The organism is Helicobacter sp. T3_23-1056 (genome assembly GCF_053654535.1).
Window position 1 is genome coordinate 1 of the sequence record NZ_JBSIUU010000013.1, and the last position, 16,235, is coordinate 16,235.

The 16,235-nt window shown below is 40.0% G+C and carries 23 protein-coding genes and 1 pseudogene; 12 read left to right on the forward strand and 12 right to left on the reverse strand.

Annotated features, from left to right (window positions below; genetic code table 11):
* Positions 1-69: 69 nt before the first annotated feature.
* Together proB and flgG are read right to left on the reverse strand one after the other, a co-directional pair.
* Positions 70-1,380 (reverse strand): glutamate 5-kinase, encoded by a 1,311-nt coding sequence (proB, locus tag ACWIUO_RS07860; protein ID WP_454177355.1) that lies wholly within the window; start codon positions 1,378-1,380, stop codon positions 70-72.
* A gap of 62 nt (positions 1,381-1,442) precedes the next feature.
* Positions 1,443-2,231 (reverse strand): flagellar basal-body rod protein FlgG, encoded by a 789-nt coding sequence (gene flgG / locus ACWIUO_RS07865; RefSeq protein WP_454177356.1) that lies wholly within the window; start codon positions 2,229-2,231, stop codon positions 1,443-1,445.
* A 270-nt stretch (positions 2,232-2,501) separates the two neighbouring features.
* Here flgG and ACWIUO_RS07870 point away from each other — a divergent pair, with 270 nt between their 5' ends.
* From ACWIUO_RS07870 to pstC, 3 genes are all read left to right on the forward strand, one after another.
* Positions 2,502-3,380, forward strand: coding sequence for a substrate-binding domain-containing protein (locus tag ACWIUO_RS07870; protein ID WP_454177357.1), 879 nt, complete (start codon positions 2,502-2,504; stop codon positions 3,378-3,380).
* Between the two features lie 129 nt (positions 3,381-3,509).
* Positions 3,510-3,650 carry a hypothetical protein gene (locus ACWIUO_RS07875; RefSeq protein ID WP_454177358.1) on the forward strand — a complete coding sequence of 47 codons (141 nt, stop codon included), beginning with the start codon at positions 3,510-3,512 and terminating at the stop codon, positions 3,648-3,650.
* A 130-nt stretch (positions 3,651-3,780) separates the two neighbouring features.
* Complete coding sequence (pstC, locus tag ACWIUO_RS07880; RefSeq protein ID WP_454148579.1) at positions 3,781-4,725, forward strand: phosphate ABC transporter permease subunit PstC; 945 nt, start codon at positions 3,781-3,783, stop codon at positions 4,723-4,725.
* On the opposite strand, the gene ACWIUO_RS07885 is transcribed toward pstC, so the two are convergent.
* A complete protein-coding gene (locus tag ACWIUO_RS07885) occupies positions 4,688-4,891 on the reverse strand; it encodes a hypothetical protein (protein WP_454177359.1) in 204 nt (67 codons plus the stop codon). The two genes, pstC and ACWIUO_RS07885, sit on opposite strands and share 38 nt — an antisense overlap.
* Positions 4,892-4,917: 26 nt before the next feature.
* Here ACWIUO_RS07885 and pstA point away from each other — a divergent pair, with 26 nt between their 5' ends.
* From pstA to ACWIUO_RS07920, 7 genes are all read left to right on the forward strand, one after another.
* The gene (gene pstA / locus ACWIUO_RS07890; RefSeq protein WP_454177360.1) at positions 4,918-5,778 is read left to right on the forward strand and encodes a phosphate ABC transporter permease PstA; all 861 of its coding nucleotides are present in this window, start codon (positions 4,918-4,920) and stop codon (positions 5,776-5,778) included.
* 16 nt (positions 5,779-5,794) lie between these two features.
* A complete protein-coding gene (locus ACWIUO_RS07895; RefSeq protein WP_454177361.1) occupies positions 5,795-5,938 on the forward strand; it encodes a hypothetical protein in 144 nt (47 codons plus the stop codon).
* 71 nt (positions 5,939-6,009) lie between these two features.
* The gene (gene pstB, locus ACWIUO_RS07900; protein WP_454134986.1) at positions 6,010-6,759 is read left to right on the forward strand and encodes a phosphate ABC transporter ATP-binding protein PstB; all 750 of its coding nucleotides are present in this window, start codon (positions 6,010-6,012) and stop codon (positions 6,757-6,759) included.
* Entirely contained in the window at positions 6,740-6,895 is a 156-nt protein-coding gene (locus ACWIUO_RS07905) for a hypothetical protein (RefSeq protein WP_454177362.1), read from the forward strand. The genes pstB and ACWIUO_RS07905 overlap by 20 nt, the downstream gene beginning before the upstream one ends.
* Before the next feature lie 89 nt (positions 6,896-6,984).
* Complete coding sequence (locus tag ACWIUO_RS07910; protein ID WP_454177363.1) at positions 6,985-7,998, forward strand: DNA adenine methylase; 1,014 nt, start codon at positions 6,985-6,987, stop codon at positions 7,996-7,998.
* A 10-nt stretch (positions 7,999-8,008) separates the two neighbouring features.
* A complete protein-coding gene (locus tag ACWIUO_RS07915; RefSeq protein ID WP_454177364.1) occupies positions 8,009-8,611 on the forward strand; it encodes a type II restriction endonuclease in 603 nt (200 codons plus the stop codon).
* A 69-nt stretch (positions 8,612-8,680) separates the two neighbouring features.
* Positions 8,681-8,893: a DNA adenine methylase gene (locus ACWIUO_RS07920; RefSeq protein ID WP_454177428.1), complete on the forward strand. Its 213-nt coding sequence runs from the start codon at positions 8,681-8,683 to the stop codon at positions 8,891-8,893.
* A gap of 6 nt (positions 8,894-8,899) precedes the next feature.
* Here ACWIUO_RS07920 and ACWIUO_RS07925 read toward each other — a convergent pair whose 3' ends face one another.
* A complete protein-coding gene (locus tag ACWIUO_RS07925; protein ID WP_454177365.1) occupies positions 8,900-9,043 on the reverse strand; it encodes a hypothetical protein in 144 nt (47 codons plus the stop codon).
* A gap of 213 nt (positions 9,044-9,256) precedes the next feature.
* On the opposite strand from ACWIUO_RS07925, the gene ACWIUO_RS07930 reads away from it, so the two are divergent.
* The gene (locus ACWIUO_RS07930) at positions 9,257-9,535 is read left to right on the forward strand and encodes a hypothetical protein (RefSeq protein WP_454177366.1); all 279 of its coding nucleotides are present in this window, start codon (positions 9,257-9,259) and stop codon (positions 9,533-9,535) included.
* A gap of 8 nt (positions 9,536-9,543) precedes the next feature.
* Here ACWIUO_RS07930 and ACWIUO_RS07935 read toward each other — a convergent pair whose 3' ends face one another.
* The 7 genes and pseudogenes from ACWIUO_RS07935 to ACWIUO_RS07965 form a co-directional block, all read right to left on the reverse strand.
* A complete protein-coding gene (locus ACWIUO_RS07935; RefSeq protein WP_454177367.1) occupies positions 9,544-9,762 on the reverse strand; it encodes a hypothetical protein in 219 nt (72 codons plus the stop codon).
* Between the two features lie 47 nt (positions 9,763-9,809).
* On the reverse strand, positions 9,810-10,088 hold the full coding sequence (locus ACWIUO_RS07940) for a hypothetical protein (protein WP_454177368.1): 279 nt from the start codon (positions 10,086-10,088) through the stop codon (positions 9,810-9,812).
* A gap of 16 nt (positions 10,089-10,104) precedes the next feature.
* Complete coding sequence (locus tag ACWIUO_RS07945) at positions 10,105-10,353, reverse strand: restriction endonuclease subunit S (RefSeq protein WP_454177369.1); 249 nt, start codon at positions 10,351-10,353, stop codon at positions 10,105-10,107.
* The gene (locus tag ACWIUO_RS07950; protein ID WP_454177370.1) at positions 10,350-10,589 is read right to left on the reverse strand and encodes a hypothetical protein; all 240 of its coding nucleotides are present in this window, start codon (positions 10,587-10,589) and stop codon (positions 10,350-10,352) included. Before ACWIUO_RS07950 ends, ACWIUO_RS07945 begins: the two co-directional genes overlap by 4 nt.
* A 3-nt stretch (positions 10,590-10,592) precedes the next feature.
* Complete coding sequence (locus ACWIUO_RS07955; protein WP_454177371.1) at positions 10,593-11,936, reverse strand: hypothetical protein; 1,344 nt, start codon at positions 11,934-11,936, stop codon at positions 10,593-10,595.
* 64 nt (positions 11,937-12,000) lie between these two features.
* Positions 12,001-12,492 (reverse strand): annotated as a pseudogene (locus tag ACWIUO_RS07960) (type I restriction-modification enzyme R subunit C-terminal domain-containing protein); the annotation flags it as partial.
* A 91-nt stretch (positions 12,493-12,583) separates the two neighbouring features.
* Entirely contained in the window at positions 12,584-13,108 is a 525-nt protein-coding gene (locus ACWIUO_RS07965) for an Hpy99I family type II restriction endonuclease (RefSeq protein ID WP_454177372.1), read from the reverse strand.
* Between the two features lie 494 nt (positions 13,109-13,602).
* On the opposite strand from ACWIUO_RS07965, the gene ACWIUO_RS07970 reads away from it, so the two are divergent.
* A complete protein-coding gene (locus tag ACWIUO_RS07970) occupies positions 13,603-14,373 on the forward strand; it encodes a hypothetical protein (protein WP_454177373.1) in 771 nt (256 codons plus the stop codon).
* 60 nt (positions 14,374-14,433) lie between these two features.
* Here the strand turns inward: ACWIUO_RS07970 and rimO are convergent, their stop codons facing one another.
* On the reverse strand, positions 14,434-15,948 hold the full coding sequence (gene rimO / locus ACWIUO_RS07975; RefSeq protein ID WP_454177429.1) for a 30S ribosomal protein S12 methylthiotransferase RimO: 1,515 nt from the start codon (positions 15,946-15,948) through the stop codon (positions 14,434-14,436).
* Positions 15,949-16,235 lie beyond the last annotated feature (287 nt).

Below are 16,235 nucleotides of genomic sequence, written 5' to 3' on the forward strand. Positions count from 1 at the left end.
AACTAAACATAAAAACTAAACATAAAAACTAAACATAAAAACTAAACATAAAAAAAATCACAAAATCTATCACGCAAGCAATACCAGCTCATCGATATGCACGACTTCATCGCCCCTGCTTTTGCCTAGTATTTTTGCGATTTTAGCAGAATCACTCCCTGCTATTTTTGCCACTTCGCTAGCACTATACTTGCTTTGCCCACGCGCTATTTCGCGTATTTGTTCATCTTGGCTTACGCAAATGCTTACCACATCGCCACTGCCAAACTCCCCCACAACTCCCAAAATCCCCTTTGGCAAAAGCGATTTATGGTTTTTTATCGCGCTAAATGCGCCACTATCAATCAAAATCTGCCCCTGCGTAATCGCCACAGATTCTATCCAAAACCGCTTTTTTTTGCGAGATAAAATCTCGTTTGGCAAAGGAAAATATGTCCCTAGATTTTCCCCTGCAAAAAAGCGCAAAATCACTTCATTTTCATTGCCTTTGATAATCGCCACCGCACAGCCCATCGATATAGCTTGCCTTGTGGCTATGAGTTTGCTAGCCATACCGCCTGTGCCTAGTTTTGCCCTGCCTAGTTTTGTTTTGTCAAATTTTGCCGTGCTGATTTTTGCTCCACTTGTCCTTGCTAGGCTTAAAATCTCATCATTTATTTCTTTGACTTCATCGATTTTGGTTGCGTTTGGGTTTGTCGCGGGATTTGCGCTATATAGCCCATCTACATCGGAGAGTATGAGTAGCAAATCCGCATCTATCGTCCCTGCAAGAAGCGAAGCTAGATTGTCATTGTCCCCAAAAGTTTCGATATATTTTAGCTCATCGACCAAAATCGTGTCATTTTCGTTGATGATAGGGATTGCCCCAAAATGTAATAATCGCATTATGCACGAATGCGCGTGGGTAAATCGTTTGCGCGAAGTCAAATCATCTTTTGTTAGCAGAATTTGGGCGACTTGCAAATCGTATTTGCTAAATGCGTGCTGATACTCCCACATAAGCCTAGCCTGCCCGATCGCCGCACTTGCTTGCTTGTCGATTATGTCTTTTGGACGCTCTTTTAGCCCTAGCTGCTTAAACCCACACGCCACCGCACCTGAAGAAACGATGATAATATTTGGGATTTGCTTTTTTAGCGTGGCGATTTGTCGTGCCAAAGAAGCGATAAAATCTTGGTTTGGAAATGAATTTGATTTTGATAAATCGCTACTAGGATTTTGGCTAGCTAGGATTTGGCTACCGATTTTTATGATGAGCGTCTTGCAGTTTGCGATGCCCACTCTTTTTGAATCGCTCGCTATTTTTGATACGCTTGCTTGCGTAGAATCGCTCGCTATTTTTAAATCGCTTGCTTGTTTCAAATCGCTAAAATTCGCCACTTCACACTACTTTTTAAAACTATCAAAATCTAAAAATCTACGCCTTATTTTTCAATGTAGCATTATCGTTTGAGTGAATTTACCGTTTGAAGCATAGAATCCGCCGTTTGAATCGTCTTAGAATTTGCCTCATAAGCCCTCTGCCCCGTGATTAAATCTGTCATTTCCTCGACTAGCTTTACATTGCTAAGCTCTAAAAATCCCTGACGAAGCGTGCCAAAACCCTCTGTGGTAGCCACCCCTACGATAGGGTCGCCTGAAGCAGTCGTGTTTAGATAGAGATTATCCCCTAGTGAGTGCAATCCTGCGGGATTGATAAAAGTCGCAAGCTCGATTTGCCCTAGCACATTGCTTACCCCGCTATTTGCCTGCACCACGCTTACCGTGCCATCTGTGCCGATGTTTATTTGCGTGGTGTCTTGTGGGATTGTGATTTGTGGCTGGAGCAAGTAGCCCTGTGCGGTTACTAGATTTCCCGCGTCATCTAGCTTAAACCCACCATCGCGACTATAAGCTATCGTGCCGTCAGGCAGGGCGATTTGGAAAAATCCTTTTCCCTCGATAGCCACATCAAGATTGTTTTCAGTCTCTTTTGGGCTACCTTGTGAAAAAAGCTTTTGTATCGCGCCCGGTCGCACGCCTAGCCCCACTTCTATGCCTGTGGGAGACATTGTCGTCTCACTTGTTGCCGTGCCTGCGTATTGCAAAGTTTGGTAAAACAAATCGTTAAATTCTGCGCGTTGTTTTTTATACCCTGTGGTATTGACATTGGCTATGTTGTTTGAAGTGGTGTCGATTTGGAGCTGCTGTCCTAGCATACCTGTGGTGGCTGTGTAAAGTGAGCGAAGCATACGAAATCCTTTTTTTGCTTAGATTTTGTGGCTTAGATTTGTTTGGGATTTTTAGATTTTGGATTTAGCCCAAATCTTGCTAGCCTTTGGCAAAATCTAGCAAAAAAGATTCCATAACGCATTTTACAAAGATTTTACAAAATCTTGTGGGTTGCTCTTACATTGCGTTGTTATGATTTCGCCGTGTTGGAATTGCGTATATTGCAAGATTTTAAAACCTTAGACAATCTACCAAAAACCACATAAAAAAATCAATGTAAGGAGAACACAATGTTTAGACACATAGCACAGGGTGCGAAAATCGCACAGATTTTAGGGCTTGTATGCTTGGTACTAGGCTCGCTTTTTTTAAGCGCGAAAGCATCACAAATGGGAAATATCAATGTCATCTCGCGTGAAGATGGCTCGGGCACACGCGGGGCGTTTGTGGAGATTTTTGGATTGCTTGAGAAAAAGGGCGATAAAAAAGTCGATACCACGACACTAAAAGCAGAGATTACCAACTCCACCGCCGTAATGCTTCAAAGCATCGCAAAGGACAAAAACGCCATCGGCTATGTCTCATTAGGCTCGCTAAAGCCAATGGTAAAGGGCATTCAAATCGATGGCGTTGAGCCAAGTGTAGCAAATATTAAGATTAAAAAATACACGATTTCGCGCCCATTCAATGTCGTAACAAAGGGCTTAAGCGGAGAGAAACTTGCATTAGTGCGGGACTTTTTAGATTTTAGCAAGGCAAATGCTGAAGTGATTAGCAAGGCGGGATACATTCCGCTTGATGTCAAAAAAGTAGCAAGCAAAAAGCTAAATGGCAAAATCGTGGTGGCTGGTTCAAGCTCGATTACCCCACTAATGGAAAAGCTAAAAGAAGCCTATAAGGCGCAAAATCCAAGCGTAGAGATTGAGATTTTGCAATCTGATTCTACCACAGGGATAAACTCTGTCCTGCAGGGAATCGCAGACATAGGAATGGTAAGCCGTGAGCTAAAAGAGAGTGAGCTAAGCACGGGGCTAAAAGCCGAAGTGCTAGCAATCGATGGGCTAGCCGTGATAGTCAATCCACAAAGCAAAATCACTAACCTAAGCAAGGAACAAGTCAAAGAGATTTTTAGCGGGAAAATCACCAAATGGGAAGATTTGGGCAAGTAGATTTTTGAATCTAGAGGTTTTTTACATTCGCTCAAAATGACAATGTGCGTTGTCGTTGCGAGCGAGTGCCGAGCGAGCGCAAAGTATGAGCGTGGCAATCCATAATCACAAATTGCTAAATAACGCTTTTTGCGATTTTTAGTGATAGATTGCCACGAAAATCCTAACGGATTTTCTCGCAATGACGGAAGTGGAATCATTGCTTACAATGACGGCGTGGGCGTGGATTGCCACGAAGTCGCTCATAAAAAGCGCGATTTCTCGCAATGACGCTCATTGTTTGTCATACTGAGGGCAAAGCTCGAAGTATCTCAACCTAAAGTTAGAGATATTTTGGTCGTTTCACTCCCTCAATATGACAATATGACACGATAACAAAAACATAAATTAGGAATCTAAAATGCCAAAAAAGAAAAAAACGCTAAAACAGCAGGGCAAAATCTTGCAGAGATTTTTAGCCCACAAACACCACCAAAACGCGCCAAGACTGAAAATCTTTGCGCGTGAGTGTTGCAGCGTAGAATCCATAATGCGCGCGATGTTTGGCTTTAGCGCGATTGTCTGCATTCTCGCGGTTATCGTTATCTGCGCGTTTTTGTTTGGCAATGCTGTGCCTACGATTTATCACATTGGCGTTGGCGACTTTCTCTTAGGCGATGTGTGGCAGCCACTTAATGAAGTCTTTGGGATTTTCCCTATGATTGTGGGGAGCGTGTTCGTAACGGGATTAGCGATTGCCTTTGGCGTGCCTTTTGGGATTTTGTGCGCGGTGTATTTGGCGTATTTTTCGCGCCAAAATCGCTTTTTAACGCCTTTGGTTGAGCTGATGGCTGGGATTCCTAGCATTGTGTATGGATTTTTTGGGCTTATTGTGGTTGTGCCGTTTTTCTCACAAATCTTTGAGACAAATGGCAAGGGGCTTTTGAGCGCGAGTGTGTTGCTTGCGATGATGATTTTGCCCACCATAATTTTGGTGTCAAAAAGTAGCATTGAAGCGGTGAGTAAAAGCTACTTTGAGGGCGCAATCGCGCTAGGGGCGAGCGTGGAGAGAGCGGTGTTTTTTGTCGTTTTGCGTGATGCTAAAAGCGGGATTTTGGCAAGCGTGATTTTAGGCATTGGACGGGCTATCGGTGAGGCTATGGCGGTAATCGTAATCGCTGGGAATCAACCCGTGATACCGCAATCCATAAGCGATGGCGTGCGGACGATGACGACAAATATCGTGCTAGAGCTTGGCTATGCAAGCGGGATTCACAGGGACGCGCTCATCGCTTCAAGTGCGGTGCTGTTTGTGTTTATATTGCTAATCAATGCGTGCTTTTTAGCGATAAAGAAAAGGGCGTAAGGCGTGAATCTAAAAACATTTCGTCATTGCGAGGCGAATCGTAGATTTGCCGAAGCAATCCACGAATCAAAACATAGATTGCCACGAAATGCTGTCGCATTTCTCGCAATGACGGCGGAATTGCCACGAAGTCGCCATTAAAAAGTGCGACTTCTCGCAATGACAAGCAAAATCTAAAAAAGGGGCGATTAAATGGGATTTAGAGACAAAATCGACAAAGAGATGATAGCTACCATAAAGGCGCAGGACTTTTTATCGCTATTTTTAAGGGGGATTATGTATGTGGGCGTGGGATTCACGCTCGCCACAATCGCGCTCATCGTAGGCTACATTTTGCTAAAAGGCATTCCGTTTTTAAGCGCGGAACTCTTTGAGTGGGAGTATTCTAGCGAAAATGCTTCGATGACACCTGCAATCATGAACACACTTTTTATGATTGCGCTGTCGCTGTGCTTTGCCCTGCCTTTTGGAATCTTTGGGGCGATTTTCTTGCAAGAATACGCCAAGCCAAATAGCGCGGTGGTGGGCGTGATAAACCTCGCTTCGCAAGTGCTAGTGGGGATTCCTAGCATTGTGTATGGGCTTTTTGGATTTTTGGCTTTTGTCATCTATTTCAAAATGGGGGTTAGTATGCTCTCTGGCTCGCTCACACTCGCGGTTATGATTTTGCCTTTGATTTTGACCGCCACACAAGAATCGCTCAAATCCGTCCCAAGCGCGTATAAAGAGGGGAGCTTCGCGCTGGGTGCGGGGAAACTGCGGACGATTTTTATCGTGGTGTTGCCCTGCGCGTTAAGCGGGATTTTAAGCGGGGTTATTTTAGGCGTGGGGCGCATTATCGGGGAGAGCGCGGCATTGCTTTATACTTCTGGGAGCGTGGCAAAGGTGGCGGGAGTGGGAGATTCTGGACGGACGCTTAGTGTGCATCTTTACGCACTTTTAAGCGAGGGGCTATACATAGAGCAGGCGTATGCTACGGCGGTAATCTTGCTTTTTATCGTGGTGGGGATAAACCTGCTCTCAAATCTGGCAGTGAAAAAACTGCAAAAATAGGGGGAGAGAAATTGCATTGTCATTGCGAGCCAGCGCAAGGCGTGAGCGTGGCAATCCAAATACCACAATTTGTCATACTGAGATTTCGCAGAAACCGAAGTATCTCAAAAACTCAAAATACAAAGAGATATTTCGCTTCGCTCAATATGACAACGAATAGATTGCCACGAAGTCGTGCCGACTTCTCGCAATGACAAATGACAAACCAAAACAAAAGGAGACAAAATGGGTGTGGCGTTTAAAATCAAGGATATGAATCTTTACTATGGCAATTTTCGCGCGCTGAAAAATATCAATTTGGAGTTGCAAGAAAATGAGATTAGTGCGTTTATCGGTCCTAGTGGCTGTGGCAAATCCACGCTTCTAAAAAGCCTCAATCGTATGAATGACTTTGTGGAGGGTTGCAAAATCAAAGGGCAGATTTTACTCAATGACAAAAATATCTACAAAAATTACAATGTCAATCTGCTTCGCAAAAAGGTGGGAATGGTGTTTCAAAAGCCAAATCCATTTCCTATGAGTATCTATGAAAATCTTGCGTTTGGTCCCAAAACGCACGGAATCAAGGACAAAAATAAGCTTAATGAAATCGTGGAGAAATGCCTAAAAAATGTCGCGCTCTTTGATGAGCTAAAAGATAGGTTGCAAGATTCTGCGCTCTCACTAAGCGGTGGGCAGCAGCAGAGGCTTTGCATTGCAAGGGCGTTGGCAATCAATCCCGAAGTGATTTTGATGGACGAGCCTACAAGCGCGCTAGACCCCATCTCTACGCTAAAAATCGAAGAGTTAATCAAGGATTTGCGCACCAAATACACTATCATAATCGTTACGCACAATATGCAACAAGCAATGCGAATCAGCGATAAAACGGCGTTTTTCTGGCTAGGCGAAGTGGTGGAGTTTAACAAAACCAAAGTGATTTTTAGCGATGAAGCAAAAGAGAAAAAGACAAGGGATTACATTGCGGGGAGATTTGGGTAGGATTTGCGCATTGTTATTAGAAAACTTCGCGCAAAAATATCACTGCACGGACATTGTGAGTAATTACATTAGCTTTAATGACAATAGCATCAAAAAAGATTCGCGCGAAATTTATGTGAGTAATTATAAGGCGTAGCGATGAGAAAAAGCGAATATAAGATTTTGTCATTTAGCATTAAGTCAAATTTTGTATAATCACAAAATTTTGTTTTTTCAAGGAACATAATGACTATGTCAAATTTGGCTTACAACTTTTCTAATCAACCCGCTCAACCCGCGCTTTTTGAGGTGGATTCTAGTGCGGATTTAAGCGAGAATCTGGCGGAGAAAAAAGCACGATTTTTAGATTCACTCAAAGGCAAAAATCTAACTTACAAACGCTACACCAAATCCCCACTTCGCTATGGAGGGGGCAAAAGCCTAGCTGTGGGGCTAATTTTGGAGCATTTTCCAAATGATATAAATCGCGTAATAAGCCCATTTATCGGTGGTGGGAGCGTGGAGGTGGCAAGTGCATTAGAGCTAGATTTGGAAGTCAAAGCCTTTGATATTTTTGATATTTTGGTAAATTTTTGGCAGGTTTTGCTTAGTGATTCAAAAGCCTTGTGCGAAATCCTCGTGAATCTAGAGCCAAACAAAGAGACTTATGAGCGTATAAAAGCCGAACTAAAAGCGCATTATAAAAATGAAGCAACGCTAGATTCGCTTAACTTAGCGCGGGATTATTATTTTAATTTTAATCTTAGCTATGGACCGGGATTTTTGGGGTGGATGAGCAAAATCTATGAGGACAAAACGCGCTATGGCAATATGCTAAACAAACTGCGTGATTTTGGGCGCAACAAAAAAGCGCGAAATCTTAGCGTGGAGTGCGCGAGTTTTGAGCGCGTGTTTGAGCTATATCCAAACGACTTTTTCTACTGCGACCCGCCATATTTTCTCACAGGGGATAGCAAAATGTTTAAGGGAATCTACCCTATGCGAAATTTTCCCATTCATCACAATGGCTTCAAACACGAGCTTTTGGCGGAGTGCTTACACGCACATAAGGGCAAATTTGTGCTAAGCTACAATGACTGCGAATGGGTGCGAGAGGCGTATAAAGACTTTAAGATTTTAGAGCCAAAGTGGCAATACACAATGGGACAGGGCGAAACGCGCATCGGCAAAAATCGAATCGAACGAGGCGACACGGATAATATCAAGCAAAGCCACGAGCTTTTAATCATCAAAGAATGAGGGTGTAAAAATGAAAATTAGCGAAGTCAAAACGGCGTTTAAAATCGCAGATGTGGAGTTTGTGGCGGGTAGCACGAAGCTAAATTTTAATTATCTTAAAGATTTACGAGATGAAAACGGCAAATCATTGCCACAAAGCATTTTAACCCAAAATGTTGCACGGGTTTATTTAATCGTGGTTGATGGTGTGATTAAAAAAATCGGTGGCTCTCAAGCGGTGGGCGGAATCAAAAATACGCTAGAAATCTACAAAGACGGCGGAGTCAAAGGACGCCCTAGTATCCGTAGTTTTGGCGTGTGGTATTTTCTCTATCATACGATTTTAAGCGGGGCGAAAATCGAATTTTATATGATTTATCAAGAGAATTTTGAAAAAGAAATCAAAGGGCTTTTTGGGCTAAAAAATGTCAAAAATGCCTATATTTCGTATAAGCTGATTGAGGAGTGTTGCGTGGCGGATTATTTGGCGCGTGAAGGTGGCAAACACCCTGATTGGAATGTGCAAGAACAAGGCAAAGACTGGCCACTAGAAACCAAAAACGAACACGCTGAAATCCAAAAGAATGCGCAAACAAGAAAGAAAAAAGTTGTGCGACAAGAAACGAAAATGTAAAAACGCTATATACGCAAAAGTTAATTCTATAAATTTGCAAAGCAAAATCGCAAAAACGACATAGCCTTTATTGACCCGCCTTACAATTCTAGGCAGTATGCGAGATTTTATCATCTGCTTGAAACGCTGAGCAAAAATGATAAACCCAAACTCTATGGCATTGCGCGAAAGCCCACGCCTGAAAATGTAAGCGAGTATTGCAAGTCCACCGCAAAAGAGGCATTTAGCGATTTAATAGCAAATCTTGCCAAATGCACCAAAATCTTGCTTGTAACTTTATAATAACACTTATTCGTCCAAATCAACCTCAAGCCAAAACAAAATTTCATTAGAGCAAATCACACAGATTCTGCAAATACAAGGCATTACCCACAAATACGAATTTGATTTTAAGGCTTTTAGCGCGGGCAAGACAGAGTTTAGCAACCACAAAGAGATGATTTTTGTGTGCGAGATGGCAAAATGCTAGTGATTTAGCGCGAATCTAAACGCGTGGATTTTATGTGCGAAACCCGCGCATTAGTTTAGTGCAAAATCTACAATCCGTGTGATTTTGCACGCAAGATTCGCGCCCCAAAATCACCCCAAAAATCCACTCAAATTTTTTGCCTTTTATTTATCAATCTCATTTTTTCACTTGCCGTATTGAGCGAAGTAAAATTCTCAAAAAATGTTGTAAATCCTAATACACTTCTTTTCTATGCGCGATTTTTATCGCATAGATTATCATCTCATCATCTGCTATATCACACACCACGCGATAATCCCCAGCTCTGTATCGCCATAGCCCAGATAGCCGATATAATAACGCCTTGCCTTTGCTTCGCGGATTGCTTAAAGATTCTATCTCATCAAAAAGCTCTGCTACGCGCTTTTTGCCACACTTGTGAGTTTGTCAAACTGCTTTTGTGCTTTTTTGTTTAGCACGATTCTCATAGATTATGCTCTGCTTTTATCTCTTGCCACGCCCTGCCAGATTCGCCATTTTCGCGCTCTTTTCGTGCTTGCAGAGCGTCTTCTAAATCCTCTAATTCCTCCAAAAATTCTATCACGCGTTCATTTAATACTTCATTTATGGATTTGTTTTGCCCTTTTGCATAGCGCAAAAATAACGCCTCGCGCCCTTTTGGTATCTCTAAACTTACATTCATTTTCGCCCCTTTAAATTTTTAAATGAAGTCATTGTAACAAAATTTGCTTAATTATTTGTCATTGCGAGATTTTGCGTAAGCCAATCGTGGCAATCTATATCTTTTTTGTGGATTGCTTCGCCTTGCTGTCGCAAGGACTCGCAATGACGATGAGAGTGGATTGCTTCGGTCGCTTTGCTCCCTCGCAATGACGGCTCTTTTGTGAGTGTGCCGTTGAATGCGGATTTTAGTAGGCTTTGCTTGTATTTGGTGAGATTATCTTTGGCGGATTTTAGGTGTTTTGTGTCATTATCGATTCGCGCAAATGCTTCATCAAGCCTTGCCACAATGCGCTTTTGAATATCAAGTGGTCGCAAGAGGGATTTGCAAATTTTCTAAATCGCCAAATCTTAAATTATTGATATTTGTGCCTTTGGCAAATTTGACAATGTATTTTTTATAAAAATCGCTTTGCAAAAAGTAAGCTAAATAATGCGGGTTTAATGCTTGATTCGTAATTCTAAAAAGTCCGCAAAATGCACCAAAAGAATAATCTTGCAAATTTTTTAAAATGATATTTTTGCCTACAATATGCTTACTGCCACTACTCATAGCAAACACAATGTCATTATTTTGAATAATTTTGTGCCTTTTGCAAGTTCTTTTGGGACGATTTGCAAATCCGCTAAATCTAATTTTTCTTGGATATTGTTTGCACGAAGCAAAAACACTGAATTTGAAGTTTTTTCTTTGAGTAATTGTTCTTTTTTATAAGAAACACCACGAATAAAAATGCCGAAAGAATTTAGGGGTTTGATTTGCCAAGAAGTTGAAAGTATTGTCTGCATTTTCTATTTTTTTTCAAGCATATCTTTTATGAAGTTTAATGTTTTTTCTCCAAATTCTATTGCAGGGATATTTTCTTTTTTAGTTTTATCTAGTGTTTTATTTGGATTTTCACTAGTCATTTCTACGAGATTTTCCATTAGCCTTTTAGCTAAATTTATATTGTATTGTGCTGGGTTATCTTGTATCTCATCAATTTGTTTTTTATATCCTAAAAAACTTCTAGCAAGCGTTTCTTTGTGTTTGTATTCTTCTTGTAGCCTTTTTGACTCGTTTCGCCTTTGTGTAGAAAAAATTGCTAGCCAAGCTAGTGGAATGTAAAAAGGCAATCTAACTAATATAGCACCTAAAATGGCTAATGGCTCGTTTATTTTATCTGCAACTGCAAAAAAGCTCCAAAAGGCAATGCCAACAATGCTAAGCATTGATACAATAAAAGTCGCATTCCAACCATAAATAGCCTTTGTATAACTCTCTTTTGATTTTTCATACGAACTGGACAAACTCGCATTTGTAGCATCTTTTAATAGATTTTCTATTTCATCTTTCCAAACTTGTATTGCTTCTTTTTGCTTTTTATCATACTCATCAAGTTGTTTTTGTCTATTTTTAATCTCTTGTTGCAATCCCCCAACTCTTTGTCCATTTTCCATAACACCAAAAATTTTTATATAAAATTCATCTAATTCAATCTTCTTTTGTGAAAATTCTTTCTCTTTTTGTTCAATATCATTGACAATGCTAGTTGCTGTGGTTTTAGCATTTTGAAGTTCTGTTTCTAATGATATATTGCTATTGTCTTGTTTGACAAAAAAAATGTTTCTAAGTCTTTGAATCTCATTAAACCAAGTTTGAATTTGTGTTTGAGAATCTGCTATTTGACTTTGAATGCTATCATCTGCGCTCAATAATTTATTTTCGTAATTTTCTATCGCTTTGGCGTCTTTTTTGATTTTGTTAAAATTTATTTCTTGCAAAGATTGCTGAATCGTTGTGCTATAAGTTTTCATTATTTCGCTAATGGTATTAGAAACTTGATTTTTAGGGATATAAATACTGCCATAAGAAGCCAAATAAAACAAAATGTCATCTAATATTTGATTTAAATGTGGGATTGTTTTATTCCAAGATTGTGTTTTTGATAACATTTGAGTATAAAAATTTTGTGGCAACAAATCGGGGTCTAATAAATCTACATAATTTTGAATATATGTTAAAACTTTTTGTGCCCTAGCAAATTCTAGTCTTTGGCTGTCGTCCAAATCATCTATATTTAAATTTTCTACTTCATTTTTCATTTGAAGTAATGGTTGTTTTATGTTTGTGTCAAATTGTTCTGCTCGTGTCATTTAGCCACTCCAAAATTTAAAATTCTATAACGAAAATTATATCAAATTTTCCGTTAAACATTTTTTAACTCGCCTTTAATCCCGCTATTAGTGCTAAATTTAGCTCATCAAGCAAAGGGGCGAAAGATTCGCCAAAAAGGGCTTTTGCGACAAAGACTCCGTTTGTGTCGCCACAAGCGTCATTTAGCCCCTGCAAATCATCATTTGCCAAATAAGCATTTGCGATAATATAGTCTTTTATGTGGGTTAGAAATTCTAGTTGCTCCGCGCTAAAATCTATGCCCTTTTTGATTTGTCTGCCTTTCCATAGCTCAAAGCGTGAGTTTGCCACACCACCAAAATCGCGCAATTCACTATCAAATCCTAGCTCGAATCTAACAAGTTGGATAAGATTTGTAAGCTTTGCCACACTTGAATTTTGGCTTGAATCTTGATTTTTTAGTGGCTTTACGCGTCCTTTTTGCGTGAGTGCGTAGGCATTCCATAGATTTACAATCTCTAGCCCTGCGAATCTTAGCTTTTTGTGTAGTTCGTTTATGAGATTTCGCGTCAAATGCCTTTTGGCATAGCTTTGTGTGTAGTTAAATGATTATGAAATTTTGTGCTATTGTTTGATTTGTGTAAAATATTAGGACTTAGAGAGTTTGCTATTTCTCATATTTTTGCAAATACTCAATGACTTTTTGTAGAAATTTTGGATTATCTTTAAATCTACCAAGTCCCGTATTGCAACTATCACAAATCCACTCTCTGCCCTCACCCGTATTATGGTTATGGTCTCGGACTAGATTTGCCGTAACGCCTACTATGCTACGCTTTTCACAAATTGGACAAGTAAAAATACTTCCTTTTGGTGGCGCGATTTTATCCATTCGCCTTTTTTCGCTAGGGGATAGCTTCATTCCATCGATACTTTTTCTGCATTCTCTACAACTTGGACGCGTGGTTTTAAGTCCTTTGGCGTCTGTTTGATTGATTTCAAAGTCATTAGTTTCTTTTAGAATATGGCAAATATTGCATATCTTTTTGTCATAGCCCTTACCTGTTTTGTAAATAACAAGTGATTCTAAATCCGCAAAATCAACTCTTTTAATTTCATTTGCGCCGATAAATAACACCATAGCAGATTCGCCATTGATAGCCCTCACTACACCGACAGCATTTGCTGTCATACATTCAACCTTTTTGCAAAAAATAATTTTGCATTTTAACATAATTTAAGTGTCAAATTTTATTGTTAGCAAATCTAGTATGCGAATATATCAATTTTTGTAGCTGCTTTGCAATGTGGTTTGTTTGCAAGTGGTTTGTAATGTAAATTTCGCTAAATTTGCGATTTTGAATGCGGAAATTGTCAAATTCTTTTTTTGCTTGTTCGCCGAGATTGTTTCTATCTACAAAAATAGTATAAAAAAGCAACACGCAAAAACGATATTAGCGCAAGAGAGAATCTCTCACAAAAAGCTAAAAAATACTTGAAATGGTAAAAAATCTAGAATTTAGATAAGCGCACACCTTGCGTGATAAAATCGCTAGAATCAAAGCAATGTGATTAAATCTAATGCGCAATTTTGTATGAAAAATTGCCACTTAGATTGTCGCAAACTTAAGCCAAACTTAAGCCAAAAAAGTATAATATCAACAAGATTTTTTAAAAAGGACGACAATGCAAGGGGTTAAGAATGCGTTTTTGGCTTTTGTGTGGGGTGTGTCGCTCCAAGCTATCTATGCAGGCACTCCATCATCAAATATCACTCTAAATACCACTCCACATAGCATAAATCTCGCTATGCAAGACAACAAAGAATCTAGCACAAAAAATAGCATATCTAGCGTAGATTCTAGTCAAACTCACGCTACAAATGATTCCAAACATAACGCACGATTAGACGGAGACTATCCCGCGCAATCTATCGTCTCAAAATCAAACAAACATTTTGATTCAAAGGCAAATTTTGCATTGGGAATCTTTGGCAACTTTGGCTCTATGATGGGCGGTGGATTGGAGGTGGGGTTTTGTTTGTATTGTGGTGAAGTGTGGCAGTTGCGAAATGCTATCTCATTTGAGACAAAAGGCATAAAACTTCGTAGCACTTCCTATGATACGGTAGCCCTCATCGCCCACGAAAAACTTATGCTAGGCGCGACACTTGGTAGCTCGCTCGCCTCTCATATAGGATTGGCGTTTTTCCGCCCGTATTTACACATTAGCGGTGGATTTGGTGTGGTGGATTATGGTGGGTTTTGGCGTTCCCCGCATTATTACGAAGCACAAGCGGGAATCGGGCACGAGTTTATTTCGCTTAAAGGCAATGGCGTGTTTTTTGAGTTGGGCGGTGGTATCGCAGAGCTTAGCACCAAAATACCAGATAGAAATGAAAAATCCGCTCTAGGTGGGATTTTTAAGATATTGCTTGGCGTGAGATTTTATTTTTGATATGGTGTTGCGCTTTGTTTTATTTTATAGTAGGCATTTTTTAGCTAGTTTTTATCTGCCTTAGTGGAGCGTGTCTAGGATTTTGCCAAACAAAAGTCCGTTTTTATATTCTGTGATTTTGGCTTCATAGTAGCCTATATTTAGTTTTTCTATCGCGCTATCATTGATTAGGATTTCGCCATCTATCTCTAGCCCCCAGCGAATATCCCTGCTAGAGTAAAAATGCGGGCTTACTTCCGCTCTGCCCTCTATGATAATGGGGATTTTACTTCCCTTTAGAGCGTTATAGTAAGTTTTGTCTTTAGATTTTAGGATTTTATTTAGCGCGTTTAGTCGCTTATTTACCACATTTGTAGGGATTTTTTCGCTCATCGTATGCGCATAAGTCCCCTCTTCGCTAGAAAACGCAAAAAGATTTAGCCTATCAAAAATCCCCTCATCTATAAAATCCCTTAGCTCGCAAAACTCCCTCTCCCCCTCGCAAGGATGCCCCACGATAATCGTGCTACGCAAAAACGCATTTGGGACAGAGCGCATAAGATTTAGCATTTGTTTTAGCTTGCTTTTGCCCATTCCTCGCTTCATAAGTCGCAACATTTTGTCGCTTATGTGTTGGATTGGCATATCAAAGTAGTTTTGCACCACAGCAGATTTTGCTATGGTTTCGATTAGTCTGTGGCTTGTGGTGGTGGGGTAGAGATAGTGGATTCTAGCAGATTTTGCCGCCCCGCTAGAATCTAGTGCTTTGATAAGGGAGATAAGCCCATCTTTCACACCAAAATCTAGCAAATATGAGCTAGAATCTTGCGCGATAAAGCTAAAATCTTTATACCCTTGCTTTGCTAGATTTTCTACCTCGCTTAGCACACTTGCGATAGAACGGGACTGAAGTTTCCCCTTAAAGCTAGGAATCGCACAAAATGAACAACTTTGATTGCAACCCTCACTTAGCTTTATATATGCGTGAATAGCAGAATTGCTGATTACGCGCTTAGAGTTTTCATCGCTTAAAAATACTTTGTCATTGCTTGAAAAAATCGTGCTTGATAGATTTTGGTTTGAGGTTTTTTGTGTTGTGATTTTTTGGCTGTTTTTTTGTGATAGATTTTGATTTTGTGTCATTTGTGGGATTTTTTTTGCAAGGTTTTTTTGCGCAAAATCTGCAAATGGAATGCGTTGATTTTGCGCAAAAATAAAGCCTTTTTTTTCTAGCAAACTATCGATTTTATCATAATCACGCACACCGATGATAATATCAATCTCAGGCATATCACTCTCTAGCTCTTTTGCATATCGTTCGCTTAGACACCCGCTTACCACGAGAATCGCGCCCTTTTTTCGCTCACTAGCCACACGCAAAATCTCACTCACACTCTCTTGCTTTGCGCTATGGATAAACCCGCAAGTATTGACAATAATCACATCTGCTTCTTTTGCGTCATCGGTTAGCTCTAGCGCGCTTAATCGCCCTAGCATTACTTCGCTATCGACTAGATTTTTGGTGCAGCCTAGTGAGAGTAGGTGAAGTTTTTTTGTGTTGTTGGTTTTTGGCGTGGTGGCAAAATGAGTAAAAATGGGAATCTCCTAAAATATGTTAATAAGTTATGTTTTATCAGTTGGGATTTTAGGCTTATGTTGCTTGCATTTGTTTTGGTTACTAATTTGTATGTTGCAAATCTTTGTATATTAAAACATTTATCATATATGTCTAAATATACACAACGCGACATTATAGCCAAATCACATTATCAAACTTCATAAAAAACTTGGCTATGATAAAAAATGCGTATTTTTTCATCATAGCTACTTGCAAAACACCGCAATATAAAATCTTGCGATATAGCAAAATCTACATAAACACA

Bases quoted from the DNA above. Each gene is read 5' to 3' on its own strand.
- flgG (WP_454177356.1), bottom strand. From the start codon at position 2,231: ATGCTTCGCTCACTTTACACAGCCACCACAGGTATGCTAGGACAGCAG.
- ACWIUO_RS07870 (WP_454177357.1), top strand. From the start codon at position 2,502: ATGTTTAGACACATAGCACAGGGTGCGAAAATCGCACAGATTTTAGGG.
- pstC (WP_454148579.1), top strand. From the start codon at position 3,781: ATGCCAAAAAAGAAAAAAACGCTAAAACAGCAGGGCAAAATCTTGCAG.
- pstA (WP_454177360.1), top strand. From the start codon at position 4,918: ATGGGATTTAGAGACAAAATCGACAAAGAGATGATAGCTACCATAAAG.
- ACWIUO_RS07910 (WP_454177363.1), top strand. From the start codon at position 6,985: ATGACTATGTCAAATTTGGCTTACAACTTTTCTAATCAACCCGCTCAA.
- ACWIUO_RS07915 (WP_454177364.1), top strand. From the start codon at position 8,009: ATGAAAATTAGCGAAGTCAAAACGGCGTTTAAAATCGCAGATGTGGAG.
- ACWIUO_RS07935 (WP_454177367.1), bottom strand. From the start codon at position 9,762: ATGAATGTAAGTTTAGAGATACCAAAAGGGCGCGAGGCGTTATTTTTG.
- ACWIUO_RS07945 (WP_454177369.1), bottom strand. From the start codon at position 10,353: ATGAGTAGTGGCAGTAAGCATATTGTAGGCAAAAATATCATTTTAAAA.
- ACWIUO_RS07950 (WP_454177370.1), bottom strand. From the start codon at position 10,589: ATGCAGACAATACTTTCAACTTCTTGGCAAATCAAACCCCTAAATTCT.
- ACWIUO_RS07955 (WP_454177371.1), bottom strand. From the start codon at position 11,936: ATGACACGAGCAGAACAATTTGACACAAACATAAAACAACCATTACTT.
- ACWIUO_RS07965 (WP_454177372.1), bottom strand. From the start codon at position 13,108: ATGACAGCAAATGCTGTCGGTGTAGTGAGGGCTATCAATGGCGAATCT.
- ACWIUO_RS07970 (WP_454177373.1), top strand. From the start codon at position 13,603: ATGCAAGGGGTTAAGAATGCGTTTTTGGCTTTTGTGTGGGGTGTGTCG.